At 40.4% G+C, this 15,112-nt stretch carries 8 protein-coding genes; 3 read left to right on the plus strand and 5 right to left on the minus strand.

Annotated elements, in window-relative coordinates; all coding sequences use genetic code 11:
- The first annotated feature begins 44 nt into the window (after positions 1–44).
- Entirely contained in the window at positions 45–2,717 is a 2,673-nt protein-coding gene (locus L0951_RS06480) for a M36 family metallopeptidase (RefSeq protein WP_234110414.1), read from the plus strand.
- 47 nt (positions 2,718–2,764) lie between these two features.
- On the opposite strand, the gene nhaA is transcribed toward L0951_RS06480, so the two are convergent.
- The 3 genes from nhaA to L0951_RS06495 form a co-directional block, all read right to left on the minus strand.
- Positions 2,765–3,946, minus strand: coding sequence for a Na+/H+ antiporter NhaA (gene nhaA / locus L0951_RS06485; protein ID WP_234110415.1), 1,182 nt, complete (start codon positions 3,944–3,946; stop codon positions 2,765–2,767).
- 124 nt (positions 3,947–4,070) lie between these two features.
- Positions 4,071–6,275 carry a RelA/SpoT family protein gene (locus tag L0951_RS06490; protein WP_234110416.1) on the minus strand — a complete coding sequence of 735 codons (2,205 nt, stop codon included), beginning with the start codon at positions 6,273–6,275 and terminating at the stop codon, positions 4,071–4,073.
- A gap of 280 nt (positions 6,276–6,555) precedes the next feature.
- Entirely contained in the window at positions 6,556–6,984 is a 429-nt protein-coding gene (locus tag L0951_RS06495; protein WP_234110417.1) for a hypothetical protein, read from the minus strand.
- Between the two features lie 197 nt (positions 6,985–7,181).
- Between L0951_RS06495 and dacB the strand changes: the two genes are divergently transcribed.
- Together dacB and L0951_RS06505 are read left to right on the plus strand one after the other, a co-directional pair.
- Positions 7,182–8,552: a D-alanyl-D-alanine carboxypeptidase/D-alanyl-D-alanine-endopeptidase gene (gene dacB / locus L0951_RS06500; RefSeq protein WP_234110537.1), complete on the plus strand. Its 1,371-nt coding sequence runs from the start codon at positions 7,182–7,184 to the stop codon at positions 8,550–8,552.
- 2 nt (positions 8,553–8,554) lie between these two features.
- Positions 8,555–9,724, plus strand: coding sequence for a sensor histidine kinase (locus tag L0951_RS06505; RefSeq protein ID WP_234110418.1), 1,170 nt, complete (start codon positions 8,555–8,557; stop codon positions 9,722–9,724).
- Between the two features lie 72 nt (positions 9,725–9,796).
- On the opposite strand, the gene L0951_RS06510 is transcribed toward L0951_RS06505, so the two are convergent.
- Both L0951_RS06510 and L0951_RS06515 read right to left on the minus strand, forming a co-directional pair.
- Positions 9,797–12,166, minus strand: coding sequence for a TonB-dependent receptor (locus L0951_RS06510; RefSeq protein ID WP_234110419.1), 2,370 nt, complete (start codon positions 12,164–12,166; stop codon positions 9,797–9,799).
- A 491-nt stretch (positions 12,167–12,657) separates the two neighbouring features.
- Positions 12,658–15,084, minus strand: coding sequence for a TonB-dependent receptor (locus L0951_RS06515; RefSeq protein WP_234110420.1), 2,427 nt, complete (start codon positions 15,082–15,084; stop codon positions 12,658–12,660).
- Between the last annotated feature and the right edge of the window lie 28 nt (positions 15,085–15,112).

Genomic DNA, 15,112 nt, shown 5'->3' on the forward strand with positions numbered 1-15,112 from the left:
ATTTTCTTACTTCGCTCCGGAATTAACCCTAAAAAAACATCAAAATGAAAAAACAATTTATCTTCGTAATAGTATTGGTTATGGGAATTTCAAAATTCACTTCCCAAACACCGCAAAGGTTAAAAACCGCAACAGCCTCGGAAATTTATAATTTTTTGCAAAAATCTGACAAGAAAATCAAATTTTCTGATGTTGAAAATCTGAAAGTAACGGATGCGCACAAGTCCGTAAATTCTGAGATTACCCACATTTACTACAGGCAGACCCTAAACGGAATCCCCATTTTCAACAGCTCGGTCTCGGTGGCTTTGAAAAACGGCGAACTCAAATCGGTCGCTTCTACGCTGATTCGGGATTTGAACCAAATTAAGTCAAAAAACAAAATCGAAATTCCTGAAAACCAAATCGAAGAAAAAGCTGCCCAAAACCTTGGTTATCCCTTAATTCATATGGAAAACAACGGGAAACAGGCAAATAAAAAAATGAAAACGCCTGCTCCGGAACAGGTTTATTTTCTTACAAAAAATGACGAACTGGTTTTGAGTTACCAAACCGTCATCCGCGTTAATACTGAAAAAGGGGCGCAAACTTTTCTTGTAATCGCTGATGCATCCAGCGGAGAAGTCTTAAAAAAAATGAATACAACCCTATCCTGTGATTTTGACAGCTACAGCTTCTCAAATCCCGATCGGAAAATCAGAACAGAATTACTGAATGCAGAAAATAGGGAAATTGAAGTGGCAGAAAATCAAGCCAAAACCGGAACGGTGAAGTACAGTGTTTATGCGCTTCCTGTGGAATCACCTATTTCCGGAAGCCGAAGTATTGTGGTGGATCCCGCCGATGCCGAAGCGTCACCTTTCGGATGGCATTCTGAAAATGATCTTGTGAACGAATATTCCTTTAGTGCCGGAAATAATACTTATACGATGTACGACCACGACAGTCAGAAATATACGGATTACCACAACGGATATTGGCCTGAATTTGAACATTTTATAGAAGGTGGGGCTGACTTCAATTTTGATTTCCCACTGGATTTAAACCTTCATCCTTATGAAAACAAAGAAGCGATTACCACCAATTTGTTCTATATGAATAATGTGCTGCACGACATTTTCTACCTCTACGGATTTGATGAAGCGGCGGGAAATTTCCAGGTTTATAATTATACCGGAGAAGGGGTGGATAACGATTTGGTTTTATCATTGACGCAAACAGGGGTTTCCCTCGGTCAGTTAAATAATGCAAGTTTTGAACTTGGTATAGACGGTTATCCCGCATTGATGTCGATGTTTTTATGGACTCCTTTCGGTTCATCTGCTCCGCTTTCAATGGACTTATTGGAGATTTACACCAACGGAAGTTTAAAGGGAAAATACAAGGGACGCGGAGCGGTTTTCGGTCCGATGATTCAGAATCCACCCATGTATGCTGATTTAGCCATTATGAAAGATACCAATTCCATTGGAAACGACAGTTATGACGGTTGTGATGCGGCAATAAATCCCGCTGAAATTCTTAATAAAATCGCATTGATAAGACGTGGGACATGCAGTTTCATCCAAAAAGTTTACCATGCACAAAATGCAGGTGCAAAAGGTGTAATTGTGGTGAATAATATCGAAGGGGAACCCATGGAAATGGGAGGTGTAAATTCTGGTCATGTAACGATTCCGTCAATAATGATTTCCAAAACCAACGGAGACGCCATAATTTCTGCTCTACAGACGGGAACACTTTCCGGGTCTATTCCGGCGGAAAACACGCCGATTCCTCAACTACGGGATTCTTCTTTAGACAACGGAATTATTTCTCACGAATTTGGACATGGTGTTTCGTCAAGATTAACAGGAGGGGCAGACAACTGGTGCCTTACCAACTTAGAACAGATGGGAGAAGGCTGGAGCGATTTTTTCGGATTGCTTTTTACCATGAAGCCCGGAGATAAAAGTGCGGACCCAAGAGGAATGAGCAATTATGTGTCGTTCAGAAATACCGGCGATATCGGAATAAGACCAACTCCTTATTCTGTAGACATGGCTATAAATCCCGCAACTTACGATACGCTTAAAACTTATGACAATACAGAATCTCCGCACAGATTGGGTTATGTTTGGGCAACAATGTTATGGGAAATGAATTGGAATCTGATCAATAAATATGGTTTTGATCCCAATATAAAAACCGGAGCCGGTGGAAACAATAAAGCCCTGCAACTCGTCATGGAAGGTCTGAAGCTGCAAACCTGCACTCCGGGATTTGTTGATGGGCGAGACGCTATTTTGCAGGCAGATGAGTTACTTTATAACGGTGCAAATAAATGCGAAATCTGGAAAGCTTTTAGCAAGAGGGGTTTAGGATATTATGCCAATCAGGGAAACGCAGATGACAGAACAGACGGAACTGCGAACTTTGATATGCCTCCTGGTGGAATTCTTGATTGTTCGCAAATGGCTGTAAATGAAATTGATACCCATATGGTTAAAATTTATCCGAATCCTACAGCCGGCATCATCAATATCACGACCAAAGAAAATCTGAACGAAATTTCTGTTTCGCTTTGGGATTCCTCCGGAAGAGCCCTGAAAACTGAAAAACTGAAAATGATGGAAAACACTGTGAATATAGATATTTCAGGCCAACCTACGGGAATCTATATCTTAAGGATTGTCACCCCAAAAGAAAGCCGGTCTTTCAAAGTGGTAAAAAAATAAAGACACTATCATTCAACCCTTTCGATTTTCCCAATGAGAAAGGGTTTTTATTTTTCATGGTATATTTTTGCCTTCTTTTTCCCCACATATCTCAAAAGCGAATAACCCGAAAATCCCGAAATCATCGATGCGACCAAAATTGCAAATTTCGCCTCGTCCTGAATTTCTGGGTGATCTCTGAATGAAAGCAGAGCGATGAAAATAGACATCGTAAATCCGATCCCAGCCAAAAGTCCGGCTCCCATCATTTGGATCCAAGAACTTTTATCGGGTAATGAGCTTATTTTCAGCTTGATAAATATCCATGAAAATAAATTAATGCCTATAATTTTTCCTAAAAACAGACCCAGAATAATTCCGAAGCCAAAATTGCTGAAAAGTCCGTCCACCATTCCGTCTTTAAAGGTGATATTGGTATTGGCTAACGCAAAAACCGGCATGATGAGAAAGTTCACCGGAAGATGAAGTTTTCTTTCCAGTTTTTCCAAAGGTGAGCTTTCGGTCTTTGAAATATTGGTCGGGATTGTGAAAGCCAGTAAGACTCCGGCAATTGTTGCGTGAATCCCGGAATGATGCATATAATACCAAAGAAAAATCCCCGGAATGATGTAGAAAATATGTTTTTTGAAATTGAAGAAATTAAAAGCGAATAAAATGGCAACCATTAAAGCCGACCATCCCAAATAATCCCAGTGAATCTGATCGGTGTAGAAAACTGCGATCACCAAAATCGCCCCCAAATCATCCACGATTGCGAGTGCCGCCAAAAATATTTTTATCGAAAGCGGAACCCTTTTTCCCAGCATTGAAATGATGGCCAAAGAAAAAGCAATATCCGTCGCCATAGGGATTGCCCAACCTTTTGCATAATGGGTTCCGTGATTAAACAGGAAATAAATCAAAGCCGGAACAATCATTCCGCCTAATGCCGCTACAATCGGAAGCGAGGCACTCTTGAAGCTTGAAAGTTCGCCTTCCACGATTTCCCGCTTGATCTCCAATCCCACGAGCAAAAAGAAAATCGCCATCAAACCGTCGTTGATCCAGATGCTCAAAGGAAATTTCAGGTGAAACAGGTCAATGCCTATTTTTTGATCGAGTACATTTTGATAGGTTTCGCCGAATGAAGAATTGGCGATCAGTAAAGAAATTACCACGCAAAGAATGAGGATAATCCCTGAAGACTCTGAACTGTGGAGGAATTTTTTAAAATAGCTGGTAATGTTCAATGTTTCTTAATTTTAAAATGAATGCGTTCCAGTAAATCATACTGGCTGCGAATTTCCTTGGAAGTGGATTTTACTTCGGAGTAAAGTTTTATTTGAGGTCAGATTCCGTGAGCAGGAATAAGAGCTAAAGCCTTTTCACGCGGGAAACGCCATTAATATTTTTGAGCTGCTTAAAAGTTTCCTCCAGTTGGTTTTTGTTCTTTACTTCCAGGGTAATGGTTCCCAGAAAAATTCCGTTGTTGGATTCAATCGACATGCTTTTCATGTCCATGCTCATGTTGTTGCTGATTACAGCGGTGATGTCGTTGATCATTCCCATTCGGTCCAGACCTTCGATTTCGATCTGGATCCTGTTTTTGAAACTTTCTTCATTCACCCATTTTGCGGGCAAAACCCGGTAATCGTATTGTGCCCGAAGATTGATCGCGTTCGGACAATTGTCGTTATGAACCTTGATTCCTTCGGAAATGGTAATGAATCCGAAGATCTTATCGCCTGGAATCACGGTGCAGCATTTTGCGAAGCTGTAGTTCATTTTCTGTTCATCTTTTCCAAAAACAATCAAGTCCAGATTGGTATCGGGAGAATAGCCAAAATATTCGCTCTTGGTGGGTGATTTTCGGAAACGCTGAAGGATATTGCTGAAAATCCCTTTTCCTTCTGTATATTTCTTAATGTCTCCCGTATCCAGTGTGCCGTTTTGGAATTTCAGGAACATTTCCTGCGAAGTTTTCAACCCGAAGAATTTCTGCATTTTGTTGATTTCCTCATCCACATAATTCAGTTTGGCATGGCGCATTTTTCTTTGCAGAATTTCTTTGCCTTCCTCTACCAGTTGGTTTTTTTCCGAATTCAGAATGGCTTTAATCTTTGTTTTGGCTTTGGAGGTCACTACGAATTCCAGCCAGTCAGCTTTTGGTTTTTGGTTTTGGGAAGAAAGAATATCTACTTGGTCACCATTTTGGAGCACATATGAAATCGGGACTAATTTTCCGTTTACTTTCGCCCCCAAACATTTGGTGCCCAGATCCGAGTGCACAGAAAATGCAAAATCCAGGGCGGTAGAACCTACCGGAAGTATTTTGATCTCGCCTTTCGGCGTAAAGACGAAAACTTCTTTGGAATAGAGATTGAGTTTGATGTTATCAAGAAAGTCAGTCGTGGAAAGTGATTGCTGACTTTCCAGCGCTTCACGGATTTCAGTCACCCATCTTTCAAAATTCTTTTCATCGGGACTGTGGCGGAATCCTTCTTTGTATTTGTAATGGGCGGCAACACCTTTTTCGGCGATGTCATCCATTCTTTCTGAGCGAATCTGCACTTCAATCCATTTTTTATCGGGTCCCAGAATCGTCAAATGGAGGCTTTCATAACCGGTAGATCTTGGCTGGGAAATCCAGTCGCGCATTCGCTGCGGATTGCTGTGGTAAAGGTCTGTAACGATGGAATAGATCTTCCAGGCCAGAAATTTTTCGTTTTTTGCATCAGACTTGTAGATGATCCGAATGGCATAATTGTCAAACACTTCATCGAAAGTAACCCCTTGTTTCAGCATTTTCCGGTAAATGGAGGAAATTGCTTTTGCACGGCCTTTTATGGTAAAATTCAGACCTTCCTCAATCAGCTGTTCCGAAACTTCTTTCTTGAATTCCTCGATGTATTTTTCCCGGCTTTCTTTCGCAAGTTCCAATTTTTCGGCAATATCGAAGTATACATCGGGATTGTTGAATTTCAGGGAAAGGTCTTCCAATTCTGACTTGATGTTATACAGTCCCAGTCGGTGGGCAAGTGGCGCATAAATGTAAACCGTTTCCGATGCGATTTTCTTTTGCTTTTCCGGCTGCATGTTTTCCAGCGTACGCATATTGTGTAGCCGGTCTGCAATTTTAATTAAAATCACCCGGAAATCTTCCGAAAGCGTGAGCAAAAGTTTACGGTAATTTTCCGACTGAACGGAGATGTTTTGATGGTTCATCACCGAAATCTTAGTCAGTCCATTGACGATATCGGCAATCTTTTTTCCAAAAATCTTGGTGATGTCCTGATAAGTATAATCCGAATCTTCCACCACGTCATGTAAAAGTGCACAAGCTATGGAGGTCGCGCCTAAACCGATTTCGTTGGCAACGATTTTCGCGACTTCTATCGGGTGGTAAATATATGGTTCGCCGGATTTTCTTCGCTGATCTTTGTGAGCATCCAAAGCAATATCGAAAGCCTTCCGGATGAGTCTGTTCTGTTTCTCATCCAAAGTTCGGTATGTATTGGAAATCAAATCTTTGTATCTGGCTAGAATTTCCTTGTTTTCCTGATCTATATCATAAACCATCTAAGAATTTATTTAATACACGAAATTAAGAAAAAAATGCGGTTTTCAGAAGGTTTATGCGGAAAAGTTCTGAAAAAAGAGGGTCTGAAAACTCCAAAAATTTGGTTGAAAAACGGAATGTGCAACATCTTGCTTTGGGTGTTCCAATGATTGATTTTCAACAGGTGTGAAATCTTTATTCTAAAGAGGAATCAAACAGATTTCTCAAAAAAAGAGAGGATTCAATCAATCCTCTCCTCAAGGTTATTTTTTTTTACTTTTTTAGGGTTATCCAATTTTATTAGAATGTAACTTCAGAAGAGATTCCTTCAGAGTTTTCGTGGATTTTGATTTCCGGTGATTGATAGATTTGTGCTCTTGCTCTCAAGGCAACTAATCTTTTTAAACAATCCAGGGATTTCGCTGCCTCGAATTTCACGTTTTCATAATAGTTTTGTTGGATGACTCCGTTTTCTGACCAGATTTTTGCTACACTCTCGATTTGTTCGGGAGTTTTCACCTTTACACTTATCACAAGGTGTTCCTCTTCGACTTCGGTATGATCTCCGAAAAAATAATTCCAAACAGATGTTTTGACCTCTTTTGGTATTTTATGATCGTGAAGATACAGGATGAAGTCAGAATCCTTGAAACCTGCATGCGCTAAATCCTCGGAAATTTTCCGGGATTGATCTTGGCTTTTAAATAAGCCAGTGATGATTGATGCCATAATTTCACGTTTTAATTCACCAATACAAATTTTATAAAATTATAATGGATAATCCTATTTTTTTTGTCCAAATCTTTAATTAGATTTTTCAATAATAATTATGGTTTAAAACTTTTATATCTGAAGCAAATTGAGCGCGGCCTATTTCTCAATTCCACAAATAGATAAATTCGCTATATTTGAAGTTAAAAATCCACATGAGGCTGATTCCATTACTGATCCTGAGTTCCCCCTTTTTTATGGCTCAAAATATTGCCCAGAAACTGGATGCGGCTACCAAGAACCTACTCAGCTCCGCACCGGCTTATGCTGCAAACCTTTCTTTCTATGTTGCGGATGAAGATGGCCATTTCATCTATGAATACCGTGGAAATCAGGGTTTGTCAAGTGCTTCTACCCAGAAGATTTTCACTGCGGCAGCTGTTCTGGAAACTTTGGGAACCAACTATCAATACATGACCACGGCTAGCTATTCGGGAAATATCACTGATGGAAATCTCTCCGGAAATCTCTTCGTCACCTCCAATGGAGATCCCACTTTAGGAAGTTGGCGCTACGAAGGTTACAAACCCGAAAACTTTAAGCAAAAACTGTTGGATGCCTTGAAACAGAAGGGAATTTCAAAAATTTCCGGCGATTTGGTATTGGATGATTCTTACTTCGACTTCCAAACGATTCCTGGAGGATGGCCGTGGAACGATTTGGGGAATTATTACGGAGCAGGAGTTTGGGGCATAAACTGGCGCGAAAACCAGTTCGATATCTTCATGAATGGAAAGGAAATGAAAAACCTGAATGTGGAATTACCGAATGTGAAATGGATCAATGATGTGAAAACCGGCGGAAGTTCCGATCAAAGCCTGGTTTTCACAGCACCTTTTTCGGAGGTGGCGATGATTAACGGAACACTGCCTGCAAAATCGGTCACGGTTTCAGGTTCTATGCCGAACCCGCCTTTGACATTGGGAAATGAAATTAAAAATTGGCTGAAGGAATCCGGACTTGATCTTAAGGGCAAAGTTACTTCCAGCTCGATGCAGAGGATTAATGGCGAAACCATTCAGGTTGCCCCGAAAAACAATATTCTGCTTGAGTATAAATCGCCAACTTTAGATAAAATTGTTTTTTGGTTTTTAAGGAAAAGTGTGAATTTTTATGGGGAAACCTTTATTAAGACTTTAGGCAAAGAAAAGAAAAATGAAGCGAGCTTTGATGCCGGAACAGCTTATCTGAAAGAATTTTGGAAGGCCAGAGGAATTAATCCCGCTATGATTAATTTTGCCGATGGGAGCGGACTTTCACCACAGAACTACGTTTCTGCACGGGCAGAAGTGCAATCACTTCTTTGGAGCAGAAAACAGCCTTGGTTTAATGAATTTTTTGATGGTTTTCCGGTTCAGGGAAACGGCATGAAAATGAAGAGCGGAACCATGAAGGATACGAAATCTTTTGCGGGATACCACACTTCAAAAGAGGGTAAAAAGTACGTTTTTGCGATCATCATTAATAATTATCAAAGTTCAAACTTAAGTGACGCGCTGTATAAAGTTTTAAACGTGCTGAAATAAAGATGAGAAAACAAAACTTTTTTTCGAAAATCAATATTTGGGTGGTTTATGGACTGTTTTCTGCGATTGTCTTTGGGGTGGCCATTTATTCGGTTGCATTAATCAACGAGTTGAGGCAGCGGGAAGCCAACAGAATCATTGTTTTTGCCCAAGCCATGAAAATCCAGCAAGCGAACCAGACTTTGGATTCCGACACCCAAAACCTTTTGTTCACCATTTTTAAGGAAAACGACAAGTTGCCGATTCTGGTGGTGGATCAAAACCGCAAAGCCATTGTTGATGAAGGTTTTTACAGAAATATTCCTGAAGAAATAGTGAATGACCCCCAAAAACTTTCCCTGTTGATTGCCGACATGGGAAGCAGGTACAAGCCTTTTGAATTGGATATTTCTGAGAACCAGAAACAGTACGTTTATTATGATAACTCGAAGTTGCTGAATAATTTACGGTATTTTCCTTATCTATTGGGCTTTTTTATTTTGGGCTATATCTTTTTTTCGCTGTGGTTTTTGCGTACCATTAAGAAGACCGACGAAGGTTATGTGTGGGCTGGTTTGGCGAAAGAAACCGCGCACCAAATTGGGACTCCACTCTCGTCAATGATTGGCTGGATCGAAATTCTGCGGATGGAGAACGAAAACAGCGAGGGTGTGAAAGAGATTGAAAAGGATATCAACCGTTTGAAAACCATTTCGGAAAGGTTCTCTAAAATTGGTTCGGTTCCGGAGCTGAATGATCTGAATGTGAACGAGACTTTGCAGCAAAACTACGATTACCTGAAATCCAGAATTTCGAAAAAAGTGAAATTCATGCTGGTTCTTCCTAATCACGAAATCCTGATTCCCCACAACCGGATCCTTTTGAGCTGGGTTATTGAAAACATTGTGAAAAATGCGGTGGATGCGATGAAAGGTGAAGGCCGGCTGGAAATTGAACTTTACGAAAAGAACAAAAATGTGCTGATCGATTTTAAGGATTCCGGTTCCGGAATGACGAATTCGCAAGCGAGAAATGCTTTCAAAGCCGGGTATTCTACCAAAAATCGCGGATGGGGACTTGGGTTGTCTCTGGCGAAAAGAGTGATCAAGGAATACCACAGAGGAGACATCAAAATAGCGCAAACTACAGTGGGAGAGGGAAGTACATTTAGGATCATGATGCGGAACGGGTAGGTTTCTGGTCCCGATGACTTTTTCAAAGGATTCCGATACCGGTTCAAAATAGGCACCACCTGTTGCTTTTCGTCAAAAAGGGAGGATTATTTTCAGTGCAAAATTCCGCCCCATATTGTAAATTCCATATCTTCCGTTGGGCGTTTTTTCGTAGTATTCAAAATATTTCAAGCGGTTGAGATGTGATTGGTAGGCTTTGTCAAACAGATTATTCACCTGAAACACAAAGTGAATCAGGTGGTCTTCTGTAAACTTGATTTCGGCAGTAAGACCAAGATTGAAAAGGGTGTATGAAGGTGTCGCAGTTTCGGTACCATTGATGCCAAAATATTTGTTTTGCGGAGCAGAATGTTCTACTTCCAATTTCGGGGTGATGGAATTTAGCCATTTTGATTTTGACTCTATTCTCTGCAAAAGACTGCTGTTTATCGTTAGTGGCGGGATCAGCGGCAAATATTCACCTTCGGTTCCTTTTCCCTTTAACTCTGATTGGCGGTTATAGCCATAAACCACACTTAAATTATTATCCCACCGAAAACCTTTCCAGTTTCTGGGATGTAGGGCGAACCAAAATTCTCCGCCATAGAGTTGGGCTTTCGATTGTTCATATTGATAAGTTCTGTTGCCTTGCGCATCCAGTAATGGATTTCCTTGTGAATCTGCGATGGTGGACATGTACATAAAGTTGTGAATATTGTTGTTGAAAACGGATATTTCTCCCGATATGTTCCGGAATCTCCAGTTCACCCCAAAATCTTCTTGCAAAGAAAATTCCGGACTGAAAGTTCTGTTGCCTAAATAAATAATATGTGCTCCGGGATCCAGTCCGTTGCTTCCTATTTCAGTAATGTTTGGTGCTCGATAAGCGCGTCCAATGTTCACTTTCAAACTGAAGTTTTTATGGGCTTGAAAGGTTGTCCCAATGCTTCCGCTCAACCCACGATATGTTTTTTGGAAGGCTTCAAACTGCAAATCGGCATTGGGGTTATTGGCATCGGATTGTTTTTCAAATCCTGTAATGGGATCTTCGGCAATATAAAAATCGTTCCACTGAACCTGTCTTAAATCATAACGAACTCCTCCGCTTATGCTCCATTTGTTTTTTTTCCATTTTCCATACAGATATATTCCGCCATCGATTAGATCGTAGTCTGGAATGGGGAAATCGGTTGCATCTTTATTTTTATTATTTTGCAACATTCCGTTGATTCCGATGGAGGTTTCAATATTGGCAAACCTGGGTGCATTGTATCTAATCCCATAGTTCAAGGTATTTAGGTGCATATACATTCCTGCCTGTTTTGTGTTTGTGGGGTGTGTAAATTCACGTCGGATATTTTGTTGTACGCCGAATAAGAAGTCCACATCGCCATTTCCGATTTCGTAAGAGCTGTGCAGGTAAGCTCTGTAATGCTGGATGTGCTGCGATAAATCTGGAATTTTATAAGAATTTAATTCCTGCTCCGACACAATTGGTCGGTTGAAAATATCATCCTGATCTTGTTCTGAAGTCTGTTTGGTGAATTTTCGGGTGAGCGCGTCTCTGCTGCCGTCGGGAATGCCTTGATGATTATCATACAAAGTAAGATTTAAATAGGTGAATCCTTTATCTGTTTTGTACCCGGCAATAGTAGAAAGGTTGGTTACCTTGAAGTTGGTTAAGTATACCCTGCCGTCAATGGGATTGCGATAGTTTTTCGCTATTCGGTAAGAACTATTTAAGGCAAAAAGAAATCGCTTGTTTGAATAATTTAAACGTAAGCTGTTGCCTATTAAGTTGTTATTGGTTTGATATTCATTCAGGTATTTCCCATGCAGTTTGCTGTCATGGGCTGAAGGAATGTAAGGAAACAGGCTGATTACCCCGGCAATAGCATCAGAACCATAGAGAAGACTTGCCGGACCTTTGATGACTTCGGCCCGTTCTATATTGTAATCATCAATTTCAAGTCCGTGTTCATCTCCGTACTGTTGCCCTTCTTGCCTAATTCCGTCATACAGGGTCAGTACCCGATTATAGCCTAAACCGCGGATGAAAGGCTTTGAAATATTGGGACCTGTTTTAACGGCTTTTAGTCCGGGTATATTTTTGACTAGTGTGTCAATAATGTTGTTTTCGGTGGTTCTTTCGATTTGTTTCGAAGAAACAGAAGCTGATGCGATAGGGTTTTCGCTGGCTAAAGATGCTCTGGTTGATGCTGAAATGATGATTTCTTCCAAGCCTAAAAAATTGGAGCGCAGGTGAGAAGTGGCTTGAGCGTCATCACGTTGGATTTTCAAGGTGTCTTTTTCGCTGCCCATGTTGAGAGTAATCTCATTATTATTTTCGGTAGGGATTATCGGGAAGTCGAAATCCTTTGCGGAACTTCTATTTACCGGCACCTGTCCTTGAACAAATACGGAGTAAGTTGCTAAAATAAGGGTAATTATTGCTGGTTTCATGTTATTTCTCCGGATTTTCAATTGCAAAACTAATTAAGTTAGATTAGTCTAACAAATGTTATTAGTTAAATCTTTTTCAGTTTTAGAAATGATTTCGAACCCGGAAAAATTATTTCTGGACTTCGCTACATTTAACCCAAAACTACAAGGGAAAAATCAGCGGCAAATTATTTTCTAGAAATGTTCGATTTAATCAGGCCTTAAACGTATAATCTGATAAATAAAAAGCAAAGAAATAGAGTTGGTCGCTATGAAAAAGAATGTCAGATTTTGCAGGGAGAGGGATTTTGCAAAAATCCTCAATGGAGGAATCAGTATTTTAACTTAGCGGAAGATTTCATGCTCAACACTCTAAGCGCACATTTGAAAAACTCCTTACGGTCAGCTGAAGCGGAAATAGTAATATGGATAAGATTTATTTTATATTCAAAAGCAAAACTCTTTTGGGGGAGTTTTGCTTTTGAATAGGCTCTGTGAGTGTCTGCAGTTCTTTAAAACTCAAAAATAAATCCAATGGATGGCACAATGGTGGCGGATTTTTGATCGAGTATTACCGGAATTGCATTGCTTCCATCAGATTTGATCGGTTCTCCATCGGTTGTCATAAAACCTGAATTGTCCGCGGTCCTTTGGAAAGTGAATTTTGGCAGATAAGGGGTTTTGTAAGAGAGAATATTTTGAAAATCTGCAAATACATCTAAACTTACCTTCTTGAAATTGAACTTCTTGTCAACCCTCAAATCCAATTGGTTGAAAACAGGAAGCCGTTTGTTGTTGAGTTGCGCGTAATCGTAAACTCCGGTTCCGGTGGTTAAATACGTCGCGGTAGATGCGGCCATATCAAACGGAGTATAAGGTTGTCCTCCTGCGATTCGGTATTTCAAACCGATGTCCCAATTTTTTTTGAACTGATATCCGAAAGTAGCGGAAACAATAAATCCATAATCCCAGGTTGAAGGTCTAAATTGATGGTCTGCACCCGAAAATTCTGATTTGTAGATGGTTGCACTGGCTACATAAAAAAGTCTGTTCATCAGTTTTTGTTGGCCATATGCTTCAATTCCATAAACCCGTCCCCGTCCTGCTGAAGTATAGGTGTCGCTGCCGACTGCTGAATAATCCGTGCCTATATTCGCAAAGGAGATTCCACTGGTTAATGATATTGGGTAGTTTCTATAATCTTTGTAAAATGCTTCTAAGGTAAAACGCAAATCGTTTCTGGGAACAAATTCAGTTCCCAAGGTGTAGTGAATGGAATTGGTATATTCCAAATCTTTATTGGCAAGATTTCCATTGCGGTCTTTGTATCCAAGCATTGTATAAACCGGTAATTTAAAATAGCTGCCCACTGATGCCGAAATGTTCCATCCGTTATTAATCCTATAAGATAAGGAAGCCCTCGGAGAAAGCGTTCTTAATAAATCTAATCCGGATTTTGTATAAGTGTTGAGGTCTGCGCGAATACCTCCGGACACCAAAAATTTATCGTCGAAAAAGTATTTGGCAACCTGGCCATAAGCACCCAATTTGAAAAAATCAATTGCGGAATTGCTTGAAAAAGTAATTGCTGGACTGATGGTATTTCCGTCGTTATCTTTCACTTCTTCTTTGACAGTGTTGAAAATATCGGCATCATACTTTGCATATTGGGCATCCAGACCGTAGCTGTATTTCCAGCCATCGGTGAATTTGTTCATATCAAAGCGAATTTTGTTTTCCGTTTCATGACTTTCCAGACTGTATAATGGGTGACCGGATTTCGATGCATTGTTTTCATATCGGTCTGCACCATTAAAAAACATGTTTCTGCTAAGAGCAACAGTGAAATATCCGTCATTTACCAATCTTTTCATGGTAGTTCCCACCGTATAGTTCCATTGATCGATTAATGGATTTGCCCGGTTAATGTAGGCGGTATTCGCGTCACTCTTTTTGGGTACCGCCAATTCAAAATGGTCAATTGCGCCGATTCCGATGAAGGTGAGTTCTGTCTTGCTGTTGATTTTGTGGTTTACTTTGTATTGAAAATCATGGTAATCGGGTCTTATGGGTAAGTCTAATAACTTAAACAGAAACTGCAGGTATGACCGTCTCGCGGATGCCATAAAGGTGGTGTTTTTTCCTAAGGGACCTTCCAGCATTGCGGCAAATTCTGTTCCTGACAACCGCAGATTTCCACTCAGATGATTTGGGTTTCCGTTTCTCTGTTTGATGACAATTGTTGAGGCCAAAGCGTTGTCGTATTTGGCATTAAAAGCCGATGAAGTGAGCTGCACATCCTGGATGAACGATACGTTCAAAATTCCTGTTGCTCCGCCACTTGCTCCTTGTGTTTGGAAATGGTTTAGAACGGGAATTTCTATGCCATCTAGATAATATACATTTTCGCTGGGTCCGCCGCCACGTACAATGATGTCATTTCTATTTGGAGTGGTTCCTCCTGCTACTCCCGGCAAAACCTGGATCACTTTTGACACGTCAAAATTTCCTCCGGGATTTACCTTGATTTCTTCCGCAGTTAATTTTTGTGTAGCCAAAGGCGTAACCATGTCGGTCGCGCGAACCGATTTTCCAGTATTGATGACCACTTCCTGTAATTCCTGGCTTTTCGGTTCCATCTCTATTTCTAAAATCTGAGCGTTACCCGAACTCAAATTAATATTGTAAAGGATAAAAGGGGTGTAGCCAAGGTAGGAAGTTTCCAGATTGTATTTTCCCACCGGAAGTTGAACCGAGAAGTTTCCATTTATATCAGAAACCGTATTGATAATGCTGTTTCCGCTAAATGTCAGAGTTGCCCCAACTAATATTTCTTCAGTGTTTTTATCTTTCACCACCCCATTGATGGTGCCCTGAATTTGAGCAAAAACGCTTGGTCCAAACAATAGGAAAACCAATCCCAAAAGAGTATTTCTCATGCTTTAAATCTAATATCCTGTACAAAAT

Origin of the sequence: Chryseobacterium sp. R2A-55, from assembly GCF_021401085.1 — a bacterium.
Lineage (GTDB): Bacteria > Bacteroidota > Bacteroidia > Flavobacteriales > Weeksellaceae > Kaistella.